At 68.9% G+C, this 25,417-nt stretch carries 22 protein-coding genes; 16 read left to right on the forward strand and 6 right to left on the reverse strand.

Annotated elements, in window-relative coordinates; genetic code table 11:
* Window positions 1–289: 289 nt before the first annotated feature.
* The 3 genes from coxB (at window position 290) to ACSVC7_RS12665 (ending at window position 3,286) form a co-directional block, all read left to right on the forward strand.
* On the forward strand, window positions 290–1,171 hold the full coding sequence (gene coxB, locus ACSVC7_RS12655) for a cytochrome c oxidase subunit II (protein WP_448204837.1): 882 nt from the start codon (window positions 290–292) through the stop codon (window positions 1,169–1,171).
* Between the two features lie 35 nt (window positions 1,172–1,206).
* Window positions 1,207–2,805, forward strand: coding sequence for a cytochrome c oxidase subunit I (gene ctaD / locus ACSVC7_RS12660; RefSeq protein ID WP_448204836.1), 1,599 nt, complete (start codon window positions 1,207–1,209; stop codon window positions 2,803–2,805).
* A gap of 187 nt (window positions 2,806–2,992) precedes the next feature.
* A complete protein-coding gene (locus ACSVC7_RS12665) occupies window positions 2,993–3,286 on the forward strand; it encodes a hypothetical protein (RefSeq protein WP_448204835.1) in 294 nt (97 codons plus the stop codon).
* Between the two features lies 1 nt (window position 3,287).
* On the opposite strand, the gene ACSVC7_RS12670 is transcribed toward ACSVC7_RS12665, so the two are convergent.
* Together ACSVC7_RS12670 and ACSVC7_RS12675 are read right to left on the reverse strand one after the other, a co-directional pair.
* Window positions 3,288–3,623, reverse strand: a complete 336-nt coding sequence (locus tag ACSVC7_RS12670) for a chaperone modulator CbpM (RefSeq protein ID WP_448204834.1) — start codon at window positions 3,621–3,623, stop codon at window positions 3,288–3,290.
* Window position 3,624: 1 nt separating this feature from the next.
* Window positions 3,625–4,539, reverse strand: a complete 915-nt coding sequence (locus ACSVC7_RS12675; RefSeq protein WP_448204833.1) for a DnaJ C-terminal domain-containing protein — start codon at window positions 4,537–4,539, stop codon at window positions 3,625–3,627.
* A 204-nt stretch (window positions 4,540–4,743) separates the two neighbouring features.
* Here ACSVC7_RS12675 and ACSVC7_RS12680 point away from each other — a divergent pair, with 204 nt between their 5' ends.
* The 3 genes from ACSVC7_RS12680 (at window position 4,744) to ACSVC7_RS12690 (ending at window position 8,489) form a co-directional block, all read left to right on the forward strand.
* On the forward strand, window positions 4,744–5,721 hold the full coding sequence (locus tag ACSVC7_RS12680; protein WP_448204832.1) for a zinc metalloprotease HtpX: 978 nt from the start codon (window positions 4,744–4,746) through the stop codon (window positions 5,719–5,721).
* A gap of 142 nt (window positions 5,722–5,863) precedes the next feature.
* Window positions 5,864–7,840, forward strand: coding sequence for a PP2C family protein-serine/threonine phosphatase (locus tag ACSVC7_RS12685; RefSeq protein WP_448204831.1), 1,977 nt, complete (start codon window positions 5,864–5,866; stop codon window positions 7,838–7,840).
* An 85-nt stretch (window positions 7,841–7,925) separates the two neighbouring features.
* Entirely contained in the window at window positions 7,926–8,489 is a 564-nt protein-coding gene (locus ACSVC7_RS12690) for a cytochrome b (RefSeq protein ID WP_448204830.1), read from the forward strand.
* Between the two features lie 43 nt (window positions 8,490–8,532).
* On the opposite strand, the gene ACSVC7_RS12695 is transcribed toward ACSVC7_RS12690, so the two are convergent.
* The gene (locus ACSVC7_RS12695; protein WP_448204829.1) at window positions 8,533–8,853 is read right to left on the reverse strand and encodes a hypothetical protein; all 321 of its coding nucleotides are present in this window, start codon (window positions 8,851–8,853) and stop codon (window positions 8,533–8,535) included.
* Between the two features lie 47 nt (window positions 8,854–8,900).
* Entirely contained in the window at window positions 8,901–10,034 is a 1,134-nt protein-coding gene (locus ACSVC7_RS12700; RefSeq protein WP_448204828.1) for a DNA topoisomerase IB, read from the reverse strand.
* Between the two features lie 147 nt (window positions 10,035–10,181).
* On the opposite strand from ACSVC7_RS12700, the gene ACSVC7_RS12705 reads away from it, so the two are divergent.
* The 3 genes from ACSVC7_RS12705 (at window position 10,182) to ACSVC7_RS12715 (ending at window position 13,449) form a co-directional block, all read left to right on the forward strand.
* Window positions 10,182–10,478 carry a hypothetical protein gene (locus ACSVC7_RS12705; protein ID WP_448204827.1) on the forward strand — a complete coding sequence of 99 codons (297 nt, stop codon included), beginning with the start codon at window positions 10,182–10,184 and terminating at the stop codon, window positions 10,476–10,478.
* Between the two features lie 85 nt (window positions 10,479–10,563).
* Window positions 10,564–12,198, forward strand: coding sequence for an alpha-amylase family glycosyl hydrolase (locus tag ACSVC7_RS12710; RefSeq protein WP_448204826.1), 1,635 nt, complete (start codon window positions 10,564–10,566; stop codon window positions 12,196–12,198).
* A 144-nt stretch (window positions 12,199–12,342) separates the two neighbouring features.
* The gene (locus tag ACSVC7_RS12715) at window positions 12,343–13,449 is read left to right on the forward strand and encodes a TRAP transporter substrate-binding protein (RefSeq protein WP_448204825.1); all 1,107 of its coding nucleotides are present in this window, start codon (window positions 12,343–12,345) and stop codon (window positions 13,447–13,449) included.
* A gap of 47 nt (window positions 13,450–13,496) precedes the next feature.
* Here ACSVC7_RS12715 and ACSVC7_RS12720 read toward each other — a convergent pair whose 3' ends face one another.
* Together ACSVC7_RS12720 and ACSVC7_RS12725 are read right to left on the reverse strand one after the other, a co-directional pair.
* Window positions 13,497–14,117 carry a glutathione S-transferase family protein gene (locus ACSVC7_RS12720; RefSeq protein ID WP_448204824.1) on the reverse strand — a complete coding sequence of 207 codons (621 nt, stop codon included), beginning with the start codon at window positions 14,115–14,117 and terminating at the stop codon, window positions 13,497–13,499.
* Window positions 14,118–14,214: 97 nt separating this feature from the next.
* Entirely contained in the window at window positions 14,215–15,135 is a 921-nt protein-coding gene (locus tag ACSVC7_RS12725; protein ID WP_448204823.1) for an EboA domain-containing protein, read from the reverse strand.
* Window positions 15,136–15,273: 138 nt separating this feature from the next.
* On the opposite strand from ACSVC7_RS12725, the gene ACSVC7_RS12730 reads away from it, so the two are divergent.
* From ACSVC7_RS12730 to ACSVC7_RS12760, 7 genes are all read left to right on the forward strand, one after another.
* Window positions 15,274–17,085: an extracellular solute-binding protein gene (locus ACSVC7_RS12730; protein WP_448204822.1), complete on the forward strand. Its 1,812-nt coding sequence runs from the start codon at window positions 15,274–15,276 to the stop codon at window positions 17,083–17,085.
* Between the two features lie 32 nt (window positions 17,086–17,117).
* Complete coding sequence (locus ACSVC7_RS12735) at window positions 17,118–17,501, forward strand: response regulator (RefSeq protein WP_448204821.1); 384 nt, start codon at window positions 17,118–17,120, stop codon at window positions 17,499–17,501.
* Between the two features lie 219 nt (window positions 17,502–17,720).
* Window positions 17,721–18,161: a response regulator gene (locus tag ACSVC7_RS12740; protein ID WP_448204840.1), complete on the forward strand. Its 441-nt coding sequence runs from the start codon at window positions 17,721–17,723 to the stop codon at window positions 18,159–18,161.
* An 84-nt stretch (window positions 18,162–18,245) separates the two neighbouring features.
* Window positions 18,246–19,175, forward strand: coding sequence for an NAD-dependent epimerase/dehydratase family protein (locus ACSVC7_RS12745; protein WP_448204820.1), 930 nt, complete (start codon window positions 18,246–18,248; stop codon window positions 19,173–19,175).
* Entirely contained in the window at window positions 19,160–20,062 is a 903-nt protein-coding gene (locus ACSVC7_RS12750) for a glycoside hydrolase family 191 protein (protein WP_448204819.1), read from the forward strand. Before ACSVC7_RS12745 ends, ACSVC7_RS12750 begins: the two co-directional genes overlap by 16 nt.
* On the forward strand, window positions 20,059–22,314 hold the full coding sequence (locus tag ACSVC7_RS12755; protein WP_448204818.1) for a polysaccharide deacetylase family protein: 2,256 nt from the start codon (window positions 20,059–20,061) through the stop codon (window positions 22,312–22,314). The genes ACSVC7_RS12750 and ACSVC7_RS12755 overlap by 4 nt, the downstream gene beginning before the upstream one ends.
* Before the next feature lie 9 nt (window positions 22,315–22,323).
* Window positions 22,324–25,380: a tetratricopeptide repeat protein gene (locus ACSVC7_RS12760; RefSeq protein ID WP_448204817.1), complete on the forward strand. Its 3,057-nt coding sequence runs from the start codon at window positions 22,324–22,326 to the stop codon at window positions 25,378–25,380.
* The last annotated feature ends 37 nt before the right edge of the window (window positions 25,381–25,417 follow it).

The following is a 25,417-nucleotide window of genomic DNA, read 5'->3' on the forward strand; positions in this document are numbered from 1 at the left end:
GCGCAAAGCATAGCGTCGCATCGGTCGGCCCTCCCGTCAGCCGACGCTCTATGAATCACGCATTCCGCCCGCTGGGAATCCCCTAACTGACGACACGCCCTAGCACAGGCGTGAACTTTCCCCGCCGTCGCCTGTTCTGCCCAGGAAAGAGGCGCCTTGCGCGCCGGTCCGGGGCGGAGGGGGACAAATGACGATCGGGAAGCAAACCGTCGCACGGCAAACCGTCGCACGGCAAACCCTCACACGGCAAACCCTCACACGATTGTGGGCGGCCGGGACGGTCGCCTTCATGGAATTCATGCTGCTGGGAACGGGCGGCGGCGCCTGGGCGCAGCAGCCTCCCGGCGCCGCGACGCCGCCGGGGCAGATCCCGCCCAACACGCCCCTGCCGGTGATCGGCGAGCCGCACCCCTGGCAGATCTGGCACCAGACGCCCAGCTCGCCGGTGATGGACATGATGGACTGGTTCCATCGCCTGCTGGTCTGGATCATGGTCGCCGTCTGCGTCCTGGTGCTGGTGCTGCTGGCGACCGTGGTCGTCCGCTTCAACGACAAGAAGAACCCGGTTCCCTCGCGCACCTCGCACAACACGCTGATCGAGGTGATCTGGACCGTGGTGCCGGTGATCATCCTGGTGGTGATCGCCGTTCCGTCCTTCCGCCTGCTGTATTTCGGCGACCATGTGCGCGAGGCGGACATGACGCTGAAGATCACCGGCCGCCAGTGGTACTGGGATTACGAGTATCCCGACAACGGCAACTTCACCTTCTCCTCCATCCTCATTCCGGACGACCAGATCAAGCCGGGCCAGCGTCGCCTGCTGGAGGTCGACAACCGCGTGGTGCTGCCCGTGGACACGACCATCCGACTGCTGGTCACCGCCGGCGACGTGATCCACTCCTTCGGCCTGCCCGCCTTCGGCCTGAAGGAGGACGGGGTGCCCGGCCGCCTGCACGAATCCTGGGTCAAGATCGAAAAGGAAGGCGTCTATTACGGCCAGTGCTCGGAAATCTGCGGCACCAACCACGGCTACATGCCCATCGCCATCGAAGCGGTGTCGAAGGAGCGCTTCGCCCAGTGGGTGGAGCAGGCCAAGAAGAAGTTCGCGAATGCCGACCCGGCTCCCGCGACTCAGGTTCAGGCGACGGAGGTCGCCGCCGCTCCGCAATGACCGCCCCATAAACGCAAGACCAAGCGAGGATCGCGATGGCTGAGCCGCATTCCGTTGCCGGGCACGACGCGCACCACGACCATACGCCCGGATTCGTGCAGCGCTGGCTGTTCTCCACCAACCACAAGGACATCGGGACGCTCTATCTGGCCTTCTCCGTGGTGGCCGGGTTCGCCGGGCTGGCCTTTTCCGGCATCATCCGGGCGGAGTTGCAAAGCCCTGGCCTGAGCGTGGTGGGCGACGGGCAGATGTGGAACGTCGTCATTACGGCGCACGGCCTGATCATGGTGTTCTTCGTGGTCATGCCGGCGCTGATCGGCGGCTTCGGCAACTGGTTCGTGCCGATCATGATCGGCGCGCCGGACATGGCGTTCCCACGGCTGAACAACATCAGCTTCTGGCTGCTGGTCCCGGCGCTGCTGCTGCTGTTCTCGTCGGTCTTCGTGGGGCTTGGTGCCGGCACGGGCTGGACGATCTACCCGCCGCTGTCGGCCGCCACGGCGCATCCCGGCCCGTCGGTGGACATGGCGATCTTCTCGCTCCACCTCGCGGGCGCGTCGTCGATCCTGGGCGCGGTGAACTTCATCACGACGATTTTCAACATGCGCGCGCCGGGCATGACGCTGCACAAGATGCCGCTGTTCGTCTGGGCGATGCTGGTGACGGCCTTTCTGCTGCTGCTGGCCGTTCCGGTGCTGGGCGGCGCGATCACCATGCTGCTGACCGACCGCAACTTCGGCACCACCTTCTTCAACCCGGAGGGCGGGGGCGATCCGGTGCTGTTCCAGCATCTGTTCTGGTTCTTCGGCCACCCCGAAGTCTACATCATGATCCTGCCGGGCTTCGGCATCATCAGCCAGGTGGTGTCCACCTTCTCCAAGAAACCGGTGTTCGGGTATCTCGGCATGGCCTACGCGATGGTCGCCATCGGCGTGGTCGGCTTCGTGGTGTGGGCGCACCACATGTACACGGTCGGCCTGGACGTGGACACGCGTGCCTATTTCACCGCCGCCACCATGATCATCGCGGTGCCGACGGGCGTGAAGATCTTCTCCTGGATCGCCACGATGTGGGGCGGATCCATCGAGTTCAAGACGCCGATGCTGTTCGCGCTCGGCCTCATCTTCCTGTTCACGGTCGGTGGCGTGTCGGGAGTGGTTCTCGCCAACGGCGGCTTGGACAAGTCGCTGCACGACACCTACTATGTCGTCGCGCACTTCCATTACGTGCTGTCGCTGGGAGCCGTCTTCTCCATCTTCGCCGGCTGGTATTACTGGATCGGCAAGATGTCGGGTCGCCAGTATCCGGAGTTCTGGGGCAAGGTCCACTTCTGGCTGACCTTCGTCGGCACCAACCTGACCTTCTTCCCGCAGCATTTCCTGGGCGTCGCCGGCATGCCGCGCCGCATTCCGGACTATCCCGACGCCTTCGCGGGGTGGAATCTGATCTCCTCGCTGGGGTCCTACGTGTCCTTCACCGGGCACATCATCTTCATCGTGACGGCGATCTGGACGCTGCGCTACGGGGCGCGAGTCGGCGCGAACTACTGGGGTCCCGGTGCAACCACGCTGGAATGGACGCTCAGTTCCCCGCCGCCGTACCACCAGTTCGAGCGGCTGCCCCTGGTCAAATAGTCGCAGGGGCCTATCACCCCGCTATGACGAAGGGCCGAGCCTAAGCTCGGCCCTTTCTTTTGTCAGGGCTTTCGGGCGGGACACCGACCATGCGCATAAGGAGGTATGCCGGCCGTTTGGCCGGGTCGTTTACACCTGATTAAGACTCCGGTCGTAGGAATCGACGCACCACGCGAAGGTGGGCTTCGTGATCCGGGTTGTGGCCCGGCGCACAGCGGGGAACGACGGGAAGCGGCATCATGCCGCCATCGCGTTTCCGACCACCGACGACAGCGAACGGAACAGCGTCATGGCCCAATCGGTTACCCGCGCTCTGAAAGCCATCAAACGCCACAACGCCCAGCCGGAACAGATCGACCACGCGATCCTCAGCGCCATCAACGTGACGCTCTGTCTTCTGTCCGGCGGCAACGACCGTGTGGCCGAGGGTTTCAACCAGGACATCGCCACGAGCGGCCGGGCCTTCGGCGTCCGCTGCTGATCTACTCTCCTTCTTCCAGCTTCCGCAGTTCGTCCCGCAGCAGCTCGCGGGCCTCAGGCGGAAGCCGGCCGATCCCCTCGGCGAGGACGCGCAGGCGCCGCCGCAGGGAATAGACGCTATCCAGCAAAGACAGCACCACCGGCATCGCCTCGTCGTCCAGCGCCAGATCCTCGCGCAGGTCGCAGATCATCTCCAGCCGGGCCACGTCCGCATCGCTGAACAGCAGCCCGCCGGCCTCATGCTGCGGCCGGATCCAGTGGCGTTCCACCCACATCGTCAGTTGGGCGGCGGTGACACGCCGGCATTGCGCCAGCACCTCGTCCGTTCGCTGCACCATGTCATGCGGCCTCCATGGCCCGGCGCGGGTTGTAGTCCGCCGACCAGCCGCGCACGAACTCCTCCAGCGCGGGGTCCGGCGACTCCGGCAGCGCGATGCGCAGCGTCACATACTGGTCGCCGCGCGTGCCCTTCTGCGGGTCGGGGATGCCCTTGCCCTTCAGCCGCAGGCGGGTGCCGTTGTTGGCGCCCTTCGGGATCGTCAGCAACACCGCGCCATCAATGGTCGGCACGCGGACCTTGCCGCCCAGCACCGCCTCCGCCAGCGTCACGGGCAGGTCGAGGTGGACGTCGTCGCCCTCCCGCCGGAACCAGGGGTGGGGGGCGATCATCACGGTGACCAGGGCGTCGCCCGGCGGGCCGCCGTTGTGACCCGGCAGGCCCTGGCCCTTCAGGCGCAGCGTGCCGCCGTCCTCCAGACCGGCGGGCAGGTCGATGTCGAGCGTGCGGCCGTCCGGCATTGTGACCCGGCGCTTGCCGCCCTTGGCCGCGTCCACAAAGTCCACGGTCAGCGACAGGCTGAGATTGCCGCCCTTCATCGGCATGGCGGCGCCGCCCCGCCCGAATCCGCGCCCGCCGAACAGGTCGGAGAAGATGTGCTCCAGATCGTCCGACGCGAATCCCTCCGCGTGGGCGTAGCGGGCACCGCCCGGCCCTTCCGCGAAGTCGCGGTAATACTGGCGTTGAGGCCGTTCCTGGCCGGAGGCGTCGATCTCGCCGCGGTCGAAGCGCGCGCGCTTTTCCGGATCGGAGAGCAGGGAATAGGCGGCGCTGATGTCCTTGAAGCGCTGTTCCGCCTCCGCCTGTCCGGGGTTCAGGTCCGGATGGTGCTTCTTGGCGAGTTTGCGGTAGGCCTTACGGATCTCGTCGTCCGTTGCGGTGGGGGAGACGCCCAGAATTTCGTAGGGATTGCTCATGGCGGTGACCGTTGTCCAGGGACAGGAGCCAGCGACAGGGGTTGTTGAGCACGTCGGGCGTGTATGTGTTCAATGGCACCGGTCAAATCAAGGTGGCCAGTCGTTCTGGTCGCGCAGGGCGCCTGTGCTTGCGGCGGGGGTGACGGCCCCACCGCAGCTCCCAACATGATCTTGACCGGCTTTACCCACGGCGGAGCGCGCGTCATGGCCTTCCTGTCCACCGACCGGGCGGTCGCCGCGTTGCGGTGGCGCCGCAAGGTCGGCAATCTCACCCATTCCGTTCTGCTGCTCGGCGGCATGGTGCTGATCCTGGCACTGTGCGGCTGGATCCTGGCCGGGCCGGACGGGGTGTTGTGGGCGATGGTGGGCGGCGGGATCAGCCTGGTCTTCAGCCCGCGCCTGTCGCCGCGCATGATCCTCGGCATGTTCGGCGCGCAGCGGCTGACCTACGCCGACGCTCCCCGCCTGTTCGAGGCGGTGGGCGCGATCACCCGCCGGGCCGAACTGCCGAACCCGCCGGAGCTGTGGTATATCGGAAGCCCGACGCTGAACGCCTTTGCGGTCGGCAGCCGCCGGCAGGCGGCCATCGCCGTGACCGACGGGCTGCTGCGCACGCTGTCCCTGCGCGAACTGGCCGGGGTGCTGGCGCACGAGATCAGCCACGTCCGCAACAGCGACCTGACGGTCATGGGCATCGCCGACACGGTGACCAGCCTGACCCGCATGATGTCGCTGTTCGGGATCGCGCTGCTGATTCTCAACCTGCCCCTGCTTCTGATGAGCCGGGAGGGCGTTCCCTGGCTGCTCATCCTGCTGCTGATTGCCGCACCTTGGGCCGGGGCGCTGCTGCAACTTGCCCTGTCCCGCACGCGGGAGTTCGACGCCGACCTCGACGCCGCCCACCTCACCGGGGATGCGGAGGGCGTCGCCTCCGCACTCGCCCGGATCGAGGCGTTGCAGCACGGGCCGTGGGAGGGAATCCGCTTTCCAGGCCGCCGGCAGGCCCAGAACATCCCGTCGCTGCTGCGCACCCACCCGGAAACGGAAGAGCGCGTGAAGCGCCTGATGGAGCTGCGCACCCCGCCGCCGGTGCTGCCCGGGCTGGAGAGCCTGCCGGTTCATCTGGTGTTCCCGCGCGCCGTGCGCCGGCCGCGCTACCGTCTCGGCGGGTACTGGTACTGAACGGTTACAGCTTTCGGTCCGTCCTCTCCTGGACTCCCGCCCCCGGCCCCGGTAGAACCGATGGGCGCGGAAGGGGCATTTGTCCCAAATCCCGCGCTGGCCGGTTGGCTTTTTCGCTTGGCTTTAGAGGCAGGTCTCCTCCATGACCTTTCAAGGGCGTTTGATCCTGCTGATCACCGGGCTGGTGACTCTGGCGGTTGCGGCGATCACGGCGGTGCTGGCCTGGACGACGTCCGCGTCGATGATGGCGCGCGTCGAGGCGGACGGCCGCATGACGGCGACCCTGCTCGCGCGGTCGGCGGTGCAGGCGCGCGACATCCCGCGCGACGTCGAGGCCCTGCTGGGCGAGCGCCTGATCTCCGAGGCGACGCTGACCGCGCACCTCGTCGCCCTGATGGAAGGGGCCAAGGCGCCGATCAAGCCGATCACCGATAAGCTGAAGGCCATCGCAGAGTCCGGCGGACCGGACGAAATCTGGATCACCGACAACCGGGGCCGCGCCTATCTGCACAACCAGCCGGGTCCGGACCTCACTTTCGGGCAGGATCCCAAGGCGCAGCCGAAGCACGCGCCCTATTACGGGCTGCTGAGCCGCGCGCCGGAGAAGTTGGTGACCGACGCCGCCCCGGAAGGCGGCAAGCTGATGAAGTTCGCCGGCGTAGCGGGCGTGGACAAGCCGCGCATCGTCCAGGTCGGCGCCGACGTGCGCAAGCTGGGCGAGATCACGAAGAAGGCCGGCGTGGAAGGGCTGATCGACGGGCTGCTGGCGACCAAGTCGGTGGACGCGGCGTGGCTGCTCGACCGCGACGGGCGCATCCTGGCGCGCGGCGCGGTGCAGGGCGATGCGAGCGGCGGTCCGCTTTCCGATTCCGCCGTCGAGGCCGCCAAGGCCACGGCGGCCAGCGGGGAGGTCCGCAGCCTGCGCGAGGGCGCCTTCCTGACCAGCTTCGCGCCGGTGAAGGCGGCGGGGCAGGCCACCGGCGTCGCGGCGGTCCGCCTGCCGGCCGGGGACATCGGTGCCGTGGTCGCGCGTCAGGTCAAGATCGGCGTTCTGCTGGGCGTGATCGTGTTCGGCCTGGGCGTGTATTTCGCCGTGCGCTTCGCGCGCCGCCAGATGGCCCCCATCGAGCGGCTGGGCGAAGCCGTCGCCGCCGCGGAGGCCGGACGCTTCAACCCCTTCACCCTGAACGAGGCGATGGAGCGAAACGACGAGATGGGCCGCCTTGCCCGCGTCTTCCGCACCATGGCCCTGGAAGCCAGCGCCCGCGAGGAGACGCTGGACGCCCAGCTTCTGCTGCGCACGGCGGAGCTGGAGACCAAGACCGAGAAGCTGAGCGCCGCCGAATCCCTGATCGAGGAGGAGCAGCGCGCTGCCCGCGACGTGCAGGCGAGCCTGCTGCCGCGACAGCTTCCGACCGGCCGCGACAGCCAGTTCCACGGCGCGCTGGTCGCCGGCCCGGCGGTCAGCGGCGATTTCTACGACGTGATCGAGCTGGACGAGCGCCTGACCCTGCTGGTCGTGGCCGGCGTGTCGGGCGGCGGCGTTCCGGCGGCCTTCCTGATGCTGCTGGTGCGGGGCGCGATCCGCGAACTGGCCGGCCGGCCGGGCGTCACGCCCTCCGCCATCCTGGCCGGTGCCAACGACCTGCTGTGTGGCCAAAGCCCCTTCGACGGCTTCGCCACGGCCTTTGTCGCCATCTACGACCGCAGCACCGGCATGCTGCGCCATTCCAGCGCCGGCAACCGCGCGCCCTGCCGCGTGCTGGCCGACGGAACGGTGGAGTCGCTGGCCGACACCGGCGGCCCGGCGCTCGGCGTGCGCAAGGGCGTGCCCTATGGCGAGGCGATCATTCGACTCGACCAGGAAGAGACGCTGTTCCTGTGCACCGATGTGGTTCTGAAGGCGACCGGCGCCCAGCGCGAGCCCTTCGGGGAGGAGCGGCTGGCCGCCGCCCTGGCCCAGGGGCGCGGCCTGTCGGTGCGCGACCGCACGGACCTCGTCCTGCGCGCGGTGGAGGCGCATGTCGGGGGCGAAGGTCTGCCGGGCGACATCGTGTGCCTCGCCGTCCGCCGCCTGCAGCCCGCGGCCGAGGTGGTGGTGGAAGCGACGCCGGCCTGATCTGCATCTGGGGAAGCGGCCGTTCAGACAAGGTTCAGGTGCGGTCGTTCAAGGTTGACCGAAGAATGCTTCTGCCAATCGGAGAATGACCGTGTCGAACCCCATGAAAGAGCGTTACGACCTGCCCATGCAGGCGCTGCACTGGGGCATCGCTCTGCTGATCATCGCCGCCTTCGTGCTGATCCAGATCCTGGAGGGCATGCCGCGCGGACCCGAGCGCTCTGCGCTGATGGGCATCCATAAGTCGGTCGGCGCCACCGTGATGTTCCTGGTCGTGCTGCGGCTGATCTGGCGCTTCATCCGCCCGCAACCGGGCCTGCCGGCGGGCACCGCCCCGCTGATGGCGCTGGCCGCCAAAGCCGGCCATATGGCGCTTTATGGCCTGATGATCGCCGTGCCGGTCGTCGGCGTGCTGATGTCGCAGGCCAAGGGGCGTCCGGTGGAGGTTTGGGGCCTGTTCACCCTGCCCACGCTGGTCGGCGAGAGCAAGGATCTGGGCAAGCTGCTGGAAGAGGGGCACGAGGTTCTCGGCAACCTCATCCTGATCGTCGCCGGCCTCCACGCCGCCGCCGCCATCTTCCACCAGTATGTGCTGAAGGACGGCATCCTGACCCGCATGCTGCCCTGGGGCGCGCGGACGGCGCGGTAACCGTCAAAACCCTCTCCCAGCGGGGCTGGGAGAGGGTTTTTCGTCAATGCCTTGCGGCCTTGTGGTCGCCGTGCTCGCGCTTTTCGGCGGTGTCGCGGCCGATCAGCTTGTTGAAGTTGGAGCCTTCCTCGTAGAGGAGCGCCAGCTTCGAATCCTCGAACTGCTTGAAGAATTCGTCCCAATCGATCTCCTCCAACTCGTCGTGGTCGGACTGGCGGGCCTTCGGGAACATCAGGCGCAGCAGGCCGACGCCGGTCTTGCGCGATTTGCCCTGATGGTGGGTGCTGCGGACGACCGCGGGCTTGCCGCCGTGGCTTTCGGCCCAATGGCGAATCTCGTCGTGGTCGGTGGTGGTCTTTGCCATGGTCGTGCTCCCTTATGGGATGAAGTCCCTGATCAGAACAGCCGCCTTCACGCGGCGTTGCGCCGGCGGCTGGACCGCTGTTCGCTCTCACGGGCGCGGGACCGGGTTTCGCGCTCCAGACGCTCGCGCAGGAAGGCGAGCACCGCCGCTTCCTCCGCATCCAGGCCGGACAGATCGTCGCGCAGTTCGGCTTCCACCTCGGTCTTCAGCGAGTCCAGAAGGTTGCCCTCCACATAGGCGTCGAGGATTTCCGGGTGGACGTAGCTCTTGCGGCAGACGCTGGCCGTGTTGCCCAGGCGCGAGGCCACCTGCTCGATGGCGCGGGTGACGTTGCGCTTGGCCTTGGTCCTGGTGTCGAAGCTCTCGAACTCCTTCAGCGCCATGGCGGCCAGCACCGTCCCGGCCCATGTGCGGAAGTCCTTGGCGGTGAAGTCCTGGCCGGTGATGGCGCGCAGGTAGTCGTTCACGTCGCCGGACGCGATGGCGTGCCGCTGCCCGTCCCCGTCCACATACTGGAACAGTTCCTCCCCCGGCACGTCCTGGCAGGCGCGCACCACGCGGGCGAGGCGGCGGTCCTTCATGGAGACGTTCCATTCCTTCCCGGACTTGCCCTTGAAGGAGAAGCGGATCTCGGAACCCTCGATGTCCGCGTGGCCGTCGCGCAGGGTGGTCAGGCCGTAACTCTGGTTCTCGCGGGCGTAGCTCTCGTTGCCGACGCGGATCAGCGTGGTTTCCAGCAGGCGCACGACGGTCGCCAGCACCTTCTCGCGCGGCAGGCCACGCCGCGACAGGTCCTCGTCCACCCGCTGGCGGATGGCGGGCAGGGCGCGGCAGAACTCCAGCATGCGGCCGAACTTCGTGCCCTCGCGAATCTCGGTCCAGCGGGCGTGGTAGCGGTATTGCTTGCGCCCCTTGTCGTCGCGCCCGGTGGCCTGGATGTGGCCGTCGGGATCGGGGCAGATCCAGACGTCGCGGTAGGCGGGCGGGATCGCCAGCTTGCGGATGCGCTCCAGCGTGTCCTCTTCCGTGACCGTCCGGCCGTCGGGCCATTTGTAGCTGAAGCCCTTGCCGGCGCGCCGACGCCGGATGCCGGGCTCCTCGTCGGAGACGTAGGCCAAGCCGGCGCAGGCGGCGGCCTCCTTCGGGTCGGTCTGGGTGTCGGTCGAGAGAGGCCCATCCATGGCGGAAACCCGTGTCGATTGCTGTTCCTTCAACCGCCAGCCCGGCTTTTTGGTTGCAGACCGGCACCCGCCTGACCGTTCGGGAGGGTTTCTTCGCACATGCGAAGGCCGTATCGTGCCCGTCAACCAAAGCAAGGGAGTTGGACGATGGAAGAGACCAAGCTGACCGCCGCCCTGCCGAACCTGGACATCCAGATCCTTCACCGCGAGGACCCGGAGCGCGGCGCGGAAGTGATCGCGTTGCAGATCACCGCGACCCCGTCCTTCGACGCCCTGCGCGGGATGCTGAACCCGATGCTTCTGAATCCTATGCTGGGCCAGAGCATGAACCCGTTCGCCGCCGTCTGGGCCGCGCCGATGCAAGCCTGGGCCGGCATGGTGCGGCAGGCCTGGGCGCCCTGGCTGCGGATGCTGCCGTCGCCGACTTCCCACAGTGAGAAGTGATGGGGCGGTGACCAAAATACGCCGGTAAGAAATCGTTAGGGTTGGGGGCAGACCTTTCGCGCAGGTCCCGTGCGGAAGGCATTCCATGTCCCAAACCTCGAACTGGCTGCGCGGCGCGGCCCTCTACCAGATCTACCCCTTGAGCTTCCTCGACCGGAATGGGGACGGGTGGGGCGATCTGGACGGCGTGCTGGACGGGATCGACCATGTGGCGTCGCTGGGGGTGGACGGGGTGTGGATCAGCCCCTTCTACCCGTCGCCGCTGAAGGACTTCGGCTACGACATCACCGACCACCGCGCCGTCGATCCGCGCATGGGGCGGCTGGCGACCTTCGACCACATCATTCACAAGGCCCACCTGCGCGGGCTGAAGGTGATCGTCGATCTGGTCTGCGGCCACACCTCCGACGAGCACCGCTGGTTCGAGGCGAGCCGCCGCTCCCGCGAGGGGGAGTTCGCGGACTGGTACGTCTGGGCCGACCCGCGCCCGGACGGCACGCCGCCCAACAACTGGCTGTCGGTGTTCGGCGGGGCCGCCTGGACGTGGGAGCCGCGGCGGCGCCAGTACTACCTGCATCATTTCCTGGCGAGCCAGCCAGCGCTGAACCTGCACAACGATGCGGTGATGCAGGCGCTGTGCGACACCGCCGCTTTCTGGCTGGAACGCGGGGTGGACGGCTTCCGCATCGACGCCGTGGACTTCTTCGCGCACGACCCGCAGTTGCGCTCCAACCCCGCCGTAGGCTGGCCGGCGTCGGAACCGCCGCTGAAGCCCTTCGCCCTGCAACGGCACCTTTACGACATGATGCACCTGTCGGTGCGGGACGTGCTGGCGCGGCTGCGCGCGGAGGTGGACCGCTATCCGGGCCGCGTCCTGCTGGGCGAGCTGTCCAGCCAGCCCGGCGCCGGGCAGCGCATCGCCGCCTATTGCGGGCCGCAGGGGCTGCACGCCGCCTACACCCTGTCGCTCGCCAAGCAGCCCTTCACCGCAAAGGGCTTCGCCAGCGCTCTGGCCAGCGCCCCCCGGCCGGAGGCGATCTGCTGGAGCTTTTCCAACCACGACGTGGAGCGCGCGGCAAGCCGCTGGCTGCCGCCCGGCGCCGACCCGGACCGCTTCAATGCCCTGCTGGCCGCCTTGTTCGCAGCGCTGCCCGGCACGGTCTGCCTCTACCAGGGGGAGGAACTGGCCCTACCCAACGCGGCGCTGGAGCACCACGAACTGCGCGACCCTTTCGGCATCACCTATTGGCCGGAGTTCCAGGGCCGCGACGGCAGCCGCACGCCGATGCCCTGGCGGGCCGACGCCGCCAACGCCGGCTTCTCGACCTCGGCGGAGCCCTGGCTGCCGGTGGCGGAGGCGCACCACGCGCTCGCCGTCGACCGGCAGGAACGCCAGCCGGGCAGCCCGCTCGACATCTGGCGGCAGGCCCTGCGCCTGCGCCGCAACCACGCCGCGCTGACCGACGGCGGGGTCGACGCGGTGGAGGATAAGGGATCCGTCCTGGCCTTCGAGCGGACGGTGGATGGAGAGCGTCTGCTGGCCGTCTTCAACTTCGCCGACGCCCCGGCCGAATACGCCTTGAAGCGCAAGCCGGGCCTCGTCCCGCTGGACCTGCCGCGCCCGCCCGGCGTGCCCGCACCGGAGGTCACCGCCGATGGCCGGACGCTGGTGCTGCCGCCTCTGTCGGCCTTCCTGGGGCTGCGGATGGGCTCCGCATGAGGCGATGAAGACCAGTCATGCGGATTTTGTCGGTGAAGGACAGCAAAAAGGCTGCTTTGTTACTCCCGTGAATAACCCTCTGCAACAAGTGGTCCTGGCGCCGTTTGCCACGCACGGGGAGGCAAAAACCATGGGAGAAGAGTCGTGAAAAGGCGTGACTTTCTGAAGACGGCCAGCGCCGGCGCGGCGGCGACGGGTGCTGGCCTCGCGGTCGCCGGCGTGGCCGCTCCGGCCATCGCGCAGTCGCAGCCGGAAATCCAGTGGCGCCTGGCGTCGAGCTTCCCGAAGAGCACCGACATCCTGGTCGGCGCGTCGGAGGTGATCGCCCGCCGCGTGGCCGAGAGCACCGACGGCAAGTTCCAAATCCGCGTCCACGCGGCCGGCGAGATCGTGCCGGGCCTCCAAGTGCTCGACGCCGTGCAGAACGGCACGGTCCAGTGCGGCCACACCTGCGGCTACTACTATGTCGGCAAGGACCCGACCTTCGCCTTCGACACGGCGATCCCCTTCGGCCCGAACGCGCGCCAGATGAACGCCTGGTTCCAGGCCGGCGGCCTGGACCTGATGCGCGCCTTTATGAAGAACCACAACGTCATCCAGTTCCCGGCGGGCAACACCGGCGTCCAGATGGGCGGCTGGTACCGCAAGGAGATCAAGTCGGTCGCCGACTTCCAGGGCCTGAAGATCCGCATCGCCGGCATCACCGGCCAGATCATGGCCAAGATGGGCGCCACCCCGACCCAGATCGCGGGCAGCGACGTCTATCCGGCGCTGGAGAAGGGCACCATCGACGCCACCGAGTTCGTCGGCCCGTACGACGACGAGAAGCTCGGCTTCTTCCAGGTCGCCAAGTATTACTATTATCCGGGCTGGTGGGAAGGCGGGCCGAACGTCTCGCTCTACGTCAACTTGCAGGAATGGGAAAAGCTGCCCAAGTCCTACCAGTCGATCCTGACCGCCGCCTGCGCCGAGGCGAACACCTACATGACGGCGCGCTACGATTCGGAGAACGCGAAGGCCCTGAAGCGTCTGGTCGGCAAGGGCGCCATCCTGCGCGCCTTCCCGCGCGACCTGATGGAGCAGGCCTACAAGATCGCCTTCGAGCATTACGACGAGATCGCCAAGACCAACCCGAACTTCAAGACGATCTACGAGAACTGGAAGCCGTTCCTGGACGAAACCCAGCTCTGGTTCCGGGTCGCCGAACTGCCGTACGACAGCTTCGTCACGTCGGTCGGCGCGAAGAAGTAACGGCGCTCATCAAGGCCCCTCTCCCCTGCGGGAGAGGGGCTTTTGCTTTACCCCACATTCTGCCGGGGCATCAGCTCGTACTGTTGGCGGGCGCCGGGCTGGGCCAGCATGCGGGCGCGCCACGCCTGGACGTTGGGGTATTTGCCGAGGTCGATGTTCGCTTCCTCCACAAGGTCGATCCAGGGGAAGGCGAAGATGTCGGCGATGGTCACCCGCTCGCTCTGGATGAAGTCCCGGCCGGCGAGGTGTTCGTCGAACAGGGCCAGGCCGCTGGCCGCGCCCGTGTCCAGCCAGGGCAGGGCGTTGGTGTCGCCGTTGAAGGCGCGCACCGCGCGGGCGCGCTGCACCGGCAGCAGGACGTCGGCCAGCCAGGACAGCCATTCGGCCAGCTTCAGCTTCTCCCGCTCGTCCCGGCCGCCGAACTTCCCTGTCTTCTCAGCCAGATAGGTGAGGATCACGCCGGATTCGGAGATGCTGAGGTCGCCGTGCACCAGCGTCGGCACCCGGCCGAAGCGGTTGATGGCGAGGTATTCGGGCGTCTTCTGCTGGCCGGTGCGCACATCGACATGACGGTAGACGAAGGGCTCGCCGGCCATCGACAGGAACAGCACGACGCGGGCGGCTGGCTGGGAATTCCAATGGCCGTAGACGGTGTAGGCGGCGGTCACTGCGAGGCTCCCTCCTGGCTGGGGTGTGCGGTCGGCCGAACCATGACGGCAAGCCCGTCCCGACGCCAGTGGAATCCCGCCGGCCCGCTGAAGCCGGTCAGAGCGTCGCCCGCGAGGACGGGTTTCCCAAAGACCCCCAGTCGATCCGCCCCGCCAGCGCCGCGTCGCGCAGGTCCGGGTGGTCGGCGAGGATGCTCCGCGCCCGCGGGTCGCGGCTGCGGCTCAGCACCAGCGCCGCGGCCTGCCGTTGCGCCGCGTCGCCGGCCTTCAGCATGCGCGCCATGTCGTCGAGAACGGGACCGGTGGCGTGGTCGCCGACCGCCTGCCAGACGGCCGGCCCCGGCGCGTGGCCGGCGGCGGCGCGCTGCTGGGCGAAGTCGCGCAGCTCGTGCGCCAGCACATGGTTCGCCCGGCGTTCCAGCCCTTCCACCTCGAACAGGGGGACGCCCAGGAATACCGCCTTCATGATGAGCGAATTCCAGGCGGCCTCGTCGAAGCGCTCGGTGGGGTAGGGGTTGCGCACGGCCAGCGCCTCGAACAGCGCCCGGTGGTCGGAGCGGGAGGCGGCGGTCGCCCAGGAGACGTGGCGCTCCGGGTAGGGCAGCAGCGGCAGGCAGCGGTAGAGAGTCGCCGAGGTCTCGATGCGGCCCAGCTTCAGCAGCCCGGTCAGCATGTCCGCGTAGGCCTCGTACGTGCTGTCGTCGTAGCTGAGCAGCAGCGTGGCGCGCGCCGCCACGTCGGCGGTCCAGCGGTGCGGGTGCCAGCCGGGGCGCGCCTTGGCCGCGTCCTCCCGGTCCTCGCGGGTCAGCCGCAGGGGTGCCTGTCCGACATGGCGGGGAACGGCGGCGAAGGCGTTCAGGAAGGCCCCGTCCATGGCCCCTTCGTTCACCACGTCGCGCACGTTGTCCAGCCAATCAACCCCGGCGGGCGGCGACACCACCTTCAGCCATTGCCGCAGGAGGAACAGGACATGCTGCGTGTCGATGGGGTGATAGAGGGGGTGATAGGGCTGGGCCATGGCGGTGAATCCCTTCGGGGATAGGCGTTCGGGTCAACCGCCCGCCGGGTTGAAGGTTCCGAAAGGAGAGGGCGCCGTGCCGACCCCCGGACCCCACCTGTTGTCCGTTGTGGGGCTGGGTGAGCGAGGGGAAGCGAGATGCGCCGGATCGCCGTGTGTGTCCTGATCGCGCTGATGGCCGCCGGAACAGCCGGCCGGGCTGGGGCGGAGCCGCGCCACGGCATCGCGCTCTATGGCGAGCCGAAATACGGCGCGGACTTCAAGCACTTCGACTATGTGAACCCGAACGCGCCGAAGGGCGGGAAGGTGACGCTCCAGGCCATCGGCTCCTTCGACACCTTGAACCCCTTTACGCTGAAGGGCGTCCCGGCCGCCGGGGCGGCGATGATCTACGACACGCTGATGGCGAATTCGGCGGACGAGCCCTTCACCGAATACGGCCAGCTCGCGGAATCAATCGATCTGCCGGAGGACCGCTCCTGGGTGGCCTTCACGCTGCGCCCCAACGCCCGCTGGCACGACGGGAATCCGGTGACGGCCGACGACGTGGTCTTCAGCTTCCACACCCTGACGGAGAGCCACCCCTTCTACCGCAGCTACTATTCCGCCGTGGACAAGGTGGAGGCCGAAGGCGACCGCCGCGTCCGCTTCACCTTCAAGCCCGGCGACAACCGGGAGCTTCCGCTGATCGTCGGCCAGCTGCCGGTGCTGCCCAAGCATTACTGGCAGGGCAAGGACTTCCAGGCGACGACGCTCGACCCGCCGCTGGGCAGCGGCCCCTACCGCATCGCGTCCTTCGATCCGGGGCGCAGCATCAGCTACGAACGGGTGCCCGACTATTGGGGCAAGGACCTGCCGGTGAACGCCGGCCGGAACAATTTCGGCACGATGGTCTACGAGTATTACCGCGACGTCAGCGTCGCGTTGCAGGCCTTCCGCGGCGGGCTCTACGACTTCCGCCAGGAGAACGTCGCCAAGACCTGGGCCACCGGCTACGACTTCGACGCGGTGCGCGACGGCAAGGTGACGAAGGAGGAAATCCAGAATCAGGTGCCCGCGGGCATGCAGGGATACGTGTTCAACACGCGCCGCCCGATGTTCCAGGACCGCCGCGTGCGCTGGGCCATCGCGCATGCCTTCGACTTCGAATGGACGAACCAGACGCTGTTCTACGGCGCCTACAAGCGGACGGAGAGCTATTTCGAGAACTCCCCCCTGCAATCGCGGGGCGTGCCGCAGGGGCGCGAACTGGCCCTGCTGGAGCCGTGGCGCGGCAAGATCCCGGACGAGGTGTTCGACAAAGCCTACCACCCGCCCAGCACCGAGGGGCAGAACGGCCTGCGCCGCAACCTGCTGGAGGCCAAGCGCCTGCTGGACGAGGCCGGGCTGGAGGTGCGCAACGGCCAGCGCGTGTTCCCGGCCACCGGCAAGCCGCTGGCCTTCGAGATCCTGCTGGACAGCCCGACCTTCGAGCGGGTGACACTGCCCTTCGTGGAGAATCTGAAGCGGCTGGGCATCCAGGCCAACCTGCGGACGGTGGACACGACCCAGTACGAGAACCGCATCCGCGACTTCGATTTCGACATGACGGTCCATGTCTGGGGCCAGTCCCTGTCGCCGGGGAACGAGCAGGCCGGCTATTGGGGCTCCGCCGCCGCCGACCGGCCGGGCAGCCAGAACCTCGCCGGCATCCGCAGCGAGGCGGTGGACGCGCTGGTCGCACAGGTCGTGCGGGCGGGCACAGAGGAGGATCTGAAGGCCGCCGTCGCCGCGCTCGACCGCGTGCTGCTGTGGGGGCATTACGTCGTGCCGCAATGGTATTCGGGCGTCTACCGCGTCGCCTATTGGAACCGGCTGAAACGGCCGGCCAACCTGCCGCCCTATGGGCTGGCCTTCGACGCCTGGTGGCTGACCGACGCGCCGTCCGTGGCCGAGGGGGCGCCCCGCTGACGGGAGTAGGGCTGAGCGGTAAGGGGCGCGCGATGGCCTGTGTCCTGGTGGTCGAACACGACGCGACGTTGCGGGCCTTCATGGCCGAAGCGCTGCGGGCGGAAGGGCTGGACGTCGAGGAGGCGGCGGAGGGTCCGGAGGCGCTCCGCCGGCTCGACGGCGGGTTGCGGCCGGACCTGATCCTCATGGATCTGGCGATGCCGGGCATGAGCGGGTGGGAGTTCCGCGCCTCCCTGCTGCGCGACCCCGATCTGGCGTCCATCCCCGTGTGCGTCGTCATCGAGGCCGGGGCCGAGGACGAAACGGCCGAGCGTCTGGCCGCTATCGCGGCGCTGCGCCACCCCTTCCGGCCGCCGCAGCTCTTCGACATGGTGCGGCACTGCCTGGGAGGCGTTTCGGGCGGACATCATCCGTAACGGCGACAATCCGTTGTTGCGGACGCAATCGTGCCCCGGTCCTGAAAAGGTAATATCGCCGGGATGACGGCCACGTTGCGCGGTCGTTGGAGTTCATCTAAATTTCAGACTCTTCATAACGGGTAGGGCGGACCGGTCCGGTTACACCGGACGGCGTGCTTCTACCTCCAGCCCCGCTCGCAACGGCGGCCCCTTCTCGAACCAGAAATTGGCGTGGCGATGGACTCGGTCGACAAGGCGCAAACCATCCTCGTGGTTGAAGACAACGTTCTGATGCGCAAGCTTTTCGTGCGTTGCCTGGAAGAAGGGGGCTACACCGTGGTCGAGGCGGAGGATCCGCGCATCGTCCTCGACCTGATGCGGGACATAACGCCGGACATTGTCCTGATGGACGTGGTGATGCCGAACATCTCGGGCGTGGAACTGGTCAAGCAGATCCGCGCCGACCAGCAGCTTGCCGCGACGCCGGTCGTCGCGGTGACGAACCTCGCCACCCCCGCCGACAAGCGGCGCCTGGCCGACGCCGGCTTCGACGGGCACGTGTCGAAGCCGATCAAGCCGAAGGACTTCCTGGTGACGGTGGCCGCCTACCTTTCCGGCGCCGCCCAAAACCAGGGCCAAGCCCAGACCCAGTCCAAGACCGAAGTGCAGACGGCCTGACCCCCGACCCTCGTCAGGGTTGCACGGGCGGACACACGGCGTACGCTACGGACGCCCATTCAACAGGACAGCGGAACGGAAGCTATGGCGCGTTATCTCGTCACGGGTGGTTGCGGGTTCATCGGCTCGCATTTGGTGGAGCGGCTGCTGGCCGCCGGGCACGAGTTGCGGGTGCTGGACGACCTGTCCACCGGCAAGCGCGAGAATTTGCCGGCCGGCGTTCCGGTGACCGTCGGCAACGTCGCCGACCCGGCGGCGGTGGAGGCGGCCATGGCCGGTGTGGACGGCTGCTTCCACCTCGCCGCCGTGGCGTCGGTCGACCGCTCGCGCGAGGCGTGGCTGGAAACGCATCACGCCAACCTCTCCGGCACCATCGCCGTGTTCGATTCGGCCCGGCGCGCCAAGGCGGGCGGGCCGGTTCCGGTCGTCTATGCCTCCTCCGCCGCCGTCTACGGCGACAACCCGAACATGCCGCTGACCGAGGGTGCCGCGACCAAGCCGCTGTCCGCCTACGGCGCCGACAAGCTGGGCTGCGAGCTGCACGCCCGCGTGGCCGACGGGGTGCACGGCGTACCGACCACCGGTTTCCGCTTCTTCAACGTGTTCGGGCCGCGCCAGGACCCGAAGTCGCCCTATTCCGGCGTCATCTCCATCTTTGCGGGCCGCATCGCGAGGGGGGAGGCGATCACCATCAACGGCGACGGGGAGCAGGTGCGCGACTTCGTCTATGTGAAGGACCTCGTGCGCTATCTCACGGCCGCCATGGACAAGCCGCAGGCGGGCGCCCCGGTCTACAACGTCTGCACCGGCACGCCGACCTCGGTGAACCGGCTGGCGGAGGTGCTGGCCGCCGTGGCCGGCAAGCCGCTGAACCGCGGCTACGGCCCCGCGCGCCCCGGCGACATCCGCGTGTCGATCGGCGATCCGTCGCGCCTCGTCGCCGCCTTCGGCATGGCCTGCGAGACCTCGCTGGAGGATGGGCTTCGCGACACGCTGGCGTGGCTGGCGTCGTGATCGGACGGCGCGGCCTTCTGGGCGGGCTGATCGGCGGGGCGGCGGCGATGACGCTGCCGCGTGCGTCCGGCGCCGCCCCGGCGGCCGCGCCCGCCCGATCTTCGGATTCGTGGGTCGTCTACTACGCCGACAAGGAGCCGGTGAAGGCGTTCGAGCCCTACCGGCTGCTCGTGCTCGACAGCAAGCACCACCCGCCCCTGCGCGCGCTGAAGGACCGGGGCAAGACTCTGCTCGGCTACATCAGCCTGGGCGAGGTGGAGCAGCACCGCCCCTGGTTCGACCGGGTGAAGGGCTGGGGCCTGCTGTCCGCCGAGAACCCGAACTGGCCCGGCAGCTTCTACGTGGACGTCCGCGATAAGCGCTGGGTCAAGCTGGTGGTGGAGGAACTGGTGCCGTCCATCCTCCGCCAGGGCTTCGACGGGATCTTCCTCGACACGCTGGACAACCCGCCGCATCTGGAGCGCACCGACGCGAAGCGCTGGGCCGGCATGACGGAGGGAGCGGCCCGGCTGGTGCGCGCGATCCGCGCCAACTGGCCGAGCATCCGCATCATGCAGAACCGCGCCTACGAGATCCTCCCCGACGTGGCCGGGGCGCTGGATTACGCGCTGGGCGAAAGCGTTTACGCCGGCTGGGACTTCGCGGCCAAAAAGCCGCACCTCCAGACCGAGGAGGACTACCGGTTCCAGGTCGAGGTGCTGACGGGGGCGAAGCGCATCAACCCCAAGCTCTCGCTCCATTCGCTCGACTATTGGGATCCGGCGGACACCGAGGGCATCCGGCGCATCTACGCGCTCCAGCGCGCCAACGGCTTCTCCCCCTACGTGTCGGTCGTGGAACTGGACCGGATCGTGCCGGAACCCGGCATCGCGGAGACGGCCCCGTGAGCGTCCGGACGCTGCTGCGCTCCGCCGTCGCCCTGCTGATCCTCGCCGCAGCGCTCCTCTCCGGACCGGCGCGCGCGGGCGTGGTGCCGCGCACCATCCTGGCGCTGGTGGACCTGCGGGAAGAGGAGATCGTCCGCCGCACGCGCATCCACACTCTGGCGGAGATGCCGCTGAACCACCTCGGCCTGACCGTCGCCTATTGGAACGTGGCGGACGGGCTGCCGGATCTGGCGCGCTACCCGGACCTACGCGGCGTCATCACCTGGTTCACGAACAACCCTTTTCCCGACCCGCAGGCCTACGTCGCCTGGGCGACGGCGGCCATGGACCGGGGCGTGCGCTTCGCCGTGCTGGGCCAGCCGGGCGTCCAGGGGCGAGCGAACGGCCAATCGGTGCCGCTCTCCGTCAGCAACCGCTTCTTCGCGCGCTTCGGGCTGCGCGACGACGACGGCTATCTCGACCTGACCTACCGGTCGCAGCCGGTGGTCAGCGACGCGATGATCGGCTATGAGCGGCCGCTGATCGGCGTGCTGCCGGGCTACGCGCTGCTGCGCAAGATCGACGGGCGCACCACCTCGCATCTGGTGATGCGCCGGAATGGAGATCCCGCGACCGACAGCCATCTGGTGGTCACCGGTCCCAACGGCGGCTACGTCTACTCCGGCTATGGGCGCTATTTCGATCCGGAGTTCATCCGCAGCCAGTGGATCATCGACCCCTTCGCCTTCTTCCGCACGGTCTTCGCCACCGACGACCTGCCGAAGCCGGACGTCACCACCGTTTCCGGCCGGCGGATCTACTTCAGCCACATCGACGGCGACGGCTGGCGCAACGTGACGGAGCTGCCGCCCTACGCCAAGGACAAGGTCCTGGCCGCCGACGTGGTACGGCGCGAGGCCATCGAGGCTTTCCCTGACCTGCCGGTGACCGTGGCGCCCATCGTCGGCGACGTGGACGCCGCCTGGAAGGGAACGCCGGAAACGCGCGGGGCCGCCGACCGGCTGTTCGCCCTGCCGCAGGTGGAGCCGGCCAGCCACACCTGGACGCACCCCTTCCGCTGGTCCTTCTTCCAGGACTACAGCCCGCAGAAGGAAGCCGTGTTCAATGAGCAAGGTGGGGGTGGACCACAGCGCAGCGTCATGGACCGGCTGCTCCGCCGCGAGAGGAAGGAGTCGACCTACGAGAATGTGGGCGAGGTCTCCGACATCGGGCGCTATTCGATTCCGCGCGCCTACCTTCAGGAGCCGTTCGACCTGAACCAGGAGATCGGCGGCGCGCTCGACTACTTCACGCGCATGGCACCGGCGGGGAAGACGGCGGTGCTGGTGCAGTGGCCCGGCGACACCTCGCCTTTTGAGTCCGCCGTGGCGGCGGTGCGCAAGGCCGGCGCCCACAACATGAACGGCGGCGATTCGCGGTTCGACGCGGAGTTCCCCTCCATCACCGGCGTGCCGCCCATCGGCCTGCCAGTAGGGGCGGAGCGCCAGATCTACTCGGGCAACAGCAACGAGAACACCTACACCGACCTGTGGAGCAACCGCTTCTTCGGCTTTCAGAACCTGATCAACACGGTGCGCAACACCGACAGCCCGCTGCGGCTGAAGCCCTTCAACATCTACTACCACATGTATTCCGGCCAGAAGGCGGCGAGCGTCAAGGCGCTGCGCCGCAACCTGACCGCCGCGCGCGGGGCGGAGATCGCCCCCATCCGGGCGTCGGACTACGCCGCCATCGCGGAGGGCTTCTACAGCGCGCGCTTCGTCCCGGAGGGCGAGCGGCGGTGGCGGGTGACGGCGCGCGGCGCGCTGAACACCCTGCGCTTCGATCAGGCCAGCTTCACGGCGGTGGACCTCGCCCGCTCCACGGGCGTGCTGGGGCAGCGGCACCACCAGGGAAGCCTCTACGTGGCGCTGGATCCGGCGGTGGCGGAGCCGGTCGTCGCCCTGGCGGAGGTGGAGCGCGCCGACCTCGACCCGCCGGCCGACCGGCCGCACCTCGTCCAGGGGCGCTGGGTCTTCAGCGGTCTGGCGACGGACGGCAAGGGCTTCCGTGTCGCCGCCCAGGGCTTCGGCAAGGGCGAGATGGTCTGGCACGCCCCGGCCCCCGGCCGCTACGCCGTCACCGCCGAACGCGGGGGCGCCGTGCTGTGGCAGGGCACGGCGGAGGCCGGGGCCGACCGGCGCCTGTCGGTCACGGTGGACGCCGACGCCATCCAGCCGCTGACGCTGCGCGTGCAGCCGGCGGCACGGTAAGGGGGCGGCATGCGCGCGAACATCCTATTCGTCCTCTTCGTGCTGGCCATCGGGGTCGGGCTCAGCCTGCTGCTGATTCCGCGCGGCGGCGAACTCGCCCTGCAGAAGTTCCGCGACCAGGACTACGAGACGGCGCGCGCGGCCTATGAGCAGCGCTTCGCGGCGGGCGACCGGTCCGCCGGCACCGTCATGCCCCTGACGAGGCTCTATCTGGACGAGGGCGCGGTGGAGCGGGCCATCACGCTGATGGAAGCCTTCGTCGCGCTGGAGCCCGCGCAGGTCGAAGGACGCCAGCTGCTCGGCCGGCTGTACAAGGACGCCCAGCGCATGGGCGACTACATCGAGAATCTGGAGGTGCTCGCCCGCCTGAAGCCTTCTGACGAAACCTACCGGGAGCTGGCCTATCTCGCCGGCTTCCACGGCCAGATCGACCGGCAGGCGGAGGCCCTGGCGCGCTATTGCGAGCTGCGCCCGGACGACCGGGATGCGGAGCAGGATCTGGCGACGTTGCTGGCCGCGCGCGGCTCCTTCGCGGAGGCCATGGACTGGCTGGGCAAGGCCGACGACCGCGCCGAGGGCGCCATCGAGCCGAACAGCCGCGAACTGCTGATGAGCCTGCTGATCGACCAGAACCGGGCGGGCGAGGCCTACGCACGCGCCCGGCGCTGGATCGCGCGCGACGCCAACGTTCCGGACACCATCGGGCTCGTCAGCCAGCTCGCCGCCGCCGAACGGCCGGACCTGGGCCTGAAGCTGCTGGAGCCGGAGGTGGCCAAGCCCGACCATCCACTCGCCATCGAACTGACCTTCATCGACCTGCTGAGCGCGTCGGGCCGGCTGGACGAGGCGCGGGCGCGGCTGGACGCGCTGCCTGGGCCGGTGGACGACCTGTCGCTCGGCCGGCTGGTCGCCTTGCAGATGAACGCCGGCATGGGCCGCAAGGCGCTGGAGACGGTGCGCGCGCGCGACCTGACGCTGGTCCCGGACTGGGCGCTGGTCGGCCTCGCCGAGGCGGCCTTCCGGGAGCATGACGACGCCTTTCTCGACCGCATGGTTCGCGAACAGGGCGGGACGGTGCTGGGCGAGCATCCCGTGCTCGCCGCCAACATCGCCATCGCACGCGGCGACAAGGCCGGGGCCGCCCGCTGGGCGCAGAAGGCGCTGGACGACGCGGCCCTGCCGCTGGCCGAGCATCTGGCCGCCCTGCGCCTGCTGGAACGCGCCGGGGAGCACGCGCGGGCCGTGGCCGCCTTCGACCGGCTGCCGCTGACCGGCGCCGTGCCCGACGATGTCCTGGAGGAGCTTGGCAGCCTGTTCCTCGATCTGGACCATGTGAAGCCGGGCTTTGCGTGGTTCGAGGCGCGGCGCACGGCGTCGCCGTCCCCGGCGGCCGACCTCGGCTGGGTGCGGCTGGCCGCGAAGGCCGGGGACCCGGAGCAGGTCGCGGCGTGGCTCGATGCGCATCCGAAGCTTGACGCCGGGCTCTTGCAGGACGTAGCGGCCATCGCCGCGGATCGGGGAGCGGCGGCGCTTGCGCTGAAGGCGGCGGAGCGGGCCTACGCCATGGCCCCCGCGCCGCGCAGCCGCCTTGTCCTGGCGAACGCCCTGCTGGCCGCCAAGCGTCCGGCGGACGCTCTGCCGCACCTGACCGACCTGCTGGCCGAGGGTGGCCCGGAGGTGGACAGCGCCTATGTCGCCGCCCTCGGCGCGCTGGGCCGCAGCGACGAGCTGGCGCGCTTCCTGACCGCGAAGCTCGCCAAGGGCGGCCTGCGGGAGGAGGAGGAAACGGCCCTCCTCTACGCCCTGGTGGATCAGAAGGCCTACCGCCCCGCGCTGCCGCTGCTGCGGGACCGGGCGACGCGGCTGGGCGGGGAGTGGCTGTTCGCTTACGCCGACGCGGCCCGCAAGGCCGGCGCCGTCGGTGAACTGGCCGATCTGTTGGAGGCGGACCTCGCCCGTCCCGACCTCGACCAGAAGACTAGGGAGGAGCGGGCCACTCTGCTGCTGGAGGCCGCCGGCCCGGCGCGGGCTCTGCCCGTGCTGAAGCAGCTCGCCGCGAGCGGCAGCGGCCCGTGGGACGGTCTTTACCGCGACGCCCTGACAAAGCTCGGCCGAAAGGACGAGCTGCGCCAGTACCTCGTCGCCCGCGCCGGCGACGAGCGCGTGCCGGCCAAGGACCGGCGGGAGATCGCCTTCGCGTTGCTCGACCAGGGCGACAAGGCGTCGGCCGAGCAGGCCCTGATGCGGCTAGCGGCCGGGCAGGGGCCGGACAGCCCGGATTTCAAACAGCTGACCTTCCTGTGGGGGCCGCGCCCGCCCGCCGCGGCGCTCGACTGGATCGAGGGGCGGGCGAAGGGGGCGAAGTCCCCGGCGGAGCAGGCCACATGGTACGACCGGCTGGCTGAGCTGGGCGGCGCGCGGCGCGTGTCCGACCGGCTGGGGCAGGGCGGCACGCCCGCCGTCCGCGACCTGAAATCGCCCTACATCGAGGCGCTCGCCGCACAGGGCAAGGGGAAGGAACTGGCGGAGGCCGTCCGCTCGGCCGTCGCCCAGGAACGCGACCCGGAACGGCTGCGCCGCTACGCCCGCCTCGCCGAACAGACCCGCCAGCGCGGCGCCGCGGCCGAGAGCTGGAAGGCGCTTCTGTCGCAGAGGCCGGACGACGGCGACGCGCTGCACCAACTCGGCATGCTGGCCTACGACGAGAACCGGTTGGGCGACGCCGAGCACATGCTGCGCCGATTCCTCGCCAAGGGGCCGGGCGACTACGAGGCGAACTACTTCCTGGGCGAGGCCCTGACCGCGCTGAAGCGCCCGAGCGAGGCGGTGCCCTTCTACCGCCGCGCGCTGGAGCAGATCCGGGCGCTGAAGGTCCGCAGCGACGGCGTGGTGCAGACGGAGGCGAACATCCTGCACCGGCTGGGCAAGGTGGACGACGCGGTTGCGCTTTTCGAAACTTTGCGCAAACTGCGCCCCACCGACCGACAGTTGAAGGCTGATTACGCGTCCATGCTGATCGAGAGTGGACGTCTGACGGAGGCGCGCCGTGTGCTCAGCCTTCCGTGACGGCATTTTCCCCCTCGCCCATCCCCGATGGGAGTGG

This window comes from Azospirillum mesophilum (assembly GCF_053470405.2).

Coding starts and splice junctions, on each gene's coding strand:
- ACSVC7_RS12680 (WP_448204832.1), top strand. CDS start 4,744: ATGGCCTTCCTGTCCACCGACCGGGCGGTCGCCGCGTTGCGGTGGCGC.
- ACSVC7_RS12670 (WP_448204834.1), bottom strand. CDS start 3,623: ATGGTGCAGCGAACGGACGAGGTGCTGGCGCAATGCCGGCGTGTCACC.
- ACSVC7_RS12725 (WP_448204823.1), bottom strand. CDS start 15,135: ATGGCCCAGCCCTATCACCCCCTCTATCACCCCATCGACACGCAGCAT.
- ACSVC7_RS12705 (WP_448204827.1), top strand. CDS start 10,182: ATGGAAGAGACCAAGCTGACCGCCGCCCTGCCGAACCTGGACATCCAG.
- coxB (WP_448204837.1), top strand. CDS start 290: ATGGAATTCATGCTGCTGGGAACGGGCGGCGGCGCCTGGGCGCAGCAG.
- ACSVC7_RS12685 (WP_448204831.1), top strand. CDS start 5,864: ATGACCTTTCAAGGGCGTTTGATCCTGCTGATCACCGGGCTGGTGACT.
- ctaD (WP_448204836.1), top strand. CDS start 1,207: ATGGCTGAGCCGCATTCCGTTGCCGGGCACGACGCGCACCACGACCAT.
- ACSVC7_RS12700 (WP_448204828.1), bottom strand. CDS start 10,034: ATGGATGGGCCTCTCTCGACCGACACCCAGACCGACCCGAAGGAGGCC.
- ACSVC7_RS12710 (WP_448204826.1), top strand. CDS start 10,564: ATGTCCCAAACCTCGAACTGGCTGCGCGGCGCGGCCCTCTACCAGATC.
- ACSVC7_RS12760 (WP_448204817.1), top strand. CDS start 22,324: ATGCGCGCGAACATCCTATTCGTCCTCTTCGTGCTGGCCATCGGGGTC.
- ACSVC7_RS12690 (WP_448204830.1), top strand. CDS start 7,926: ATGACCGTGTCGAACCCCATGAAAGAGCGTTACGACCTGCCCATGCAG.
- ACSVC7_RS12730 (WP_448204822.1), top strand. CDS start 15,274: ATGCGCCGGATCGCCGTGTGTGTCCTGATCGCGCTGATGGCCGCCGGA.
- ACSVC7_RS12740 (WP_448204840.1), top strand. CDS start 17,721: ATGGACTCGGTCGACAAGGCGCAAACCATCCTCGTGGTTGAAGACAAC.
- ACSVC7_RS12675 (WP_448204833.1), bottom strand. CDS start 4,539: ATGAGCAATCCCTACGAAATTCTGGGCGTCTCCCCCACCGCAACGGAC.
- ACSVC7_RS12695 (WP_448204829.1), bottom strand. CDS start 8,853: ATGGCAAAGACCACCACCGACCACGACGAGATTCGCCATTGGGCCGAA.
- ACSVC7_RS12735 (WP_448204821.1), top strand. CDS start 17,118: ATGGCCTGTGTCCTGGTGGTCGAACACGACGCGACGTTGCGGGCCTTC.
- ACSVC7_RS12745 (WP_448204820.1), top strand. CDS start 18,246: ATGGCGCGTTATCTCGTCACGGGTGGTTGCGGGTTCATCGGCTCGCAT.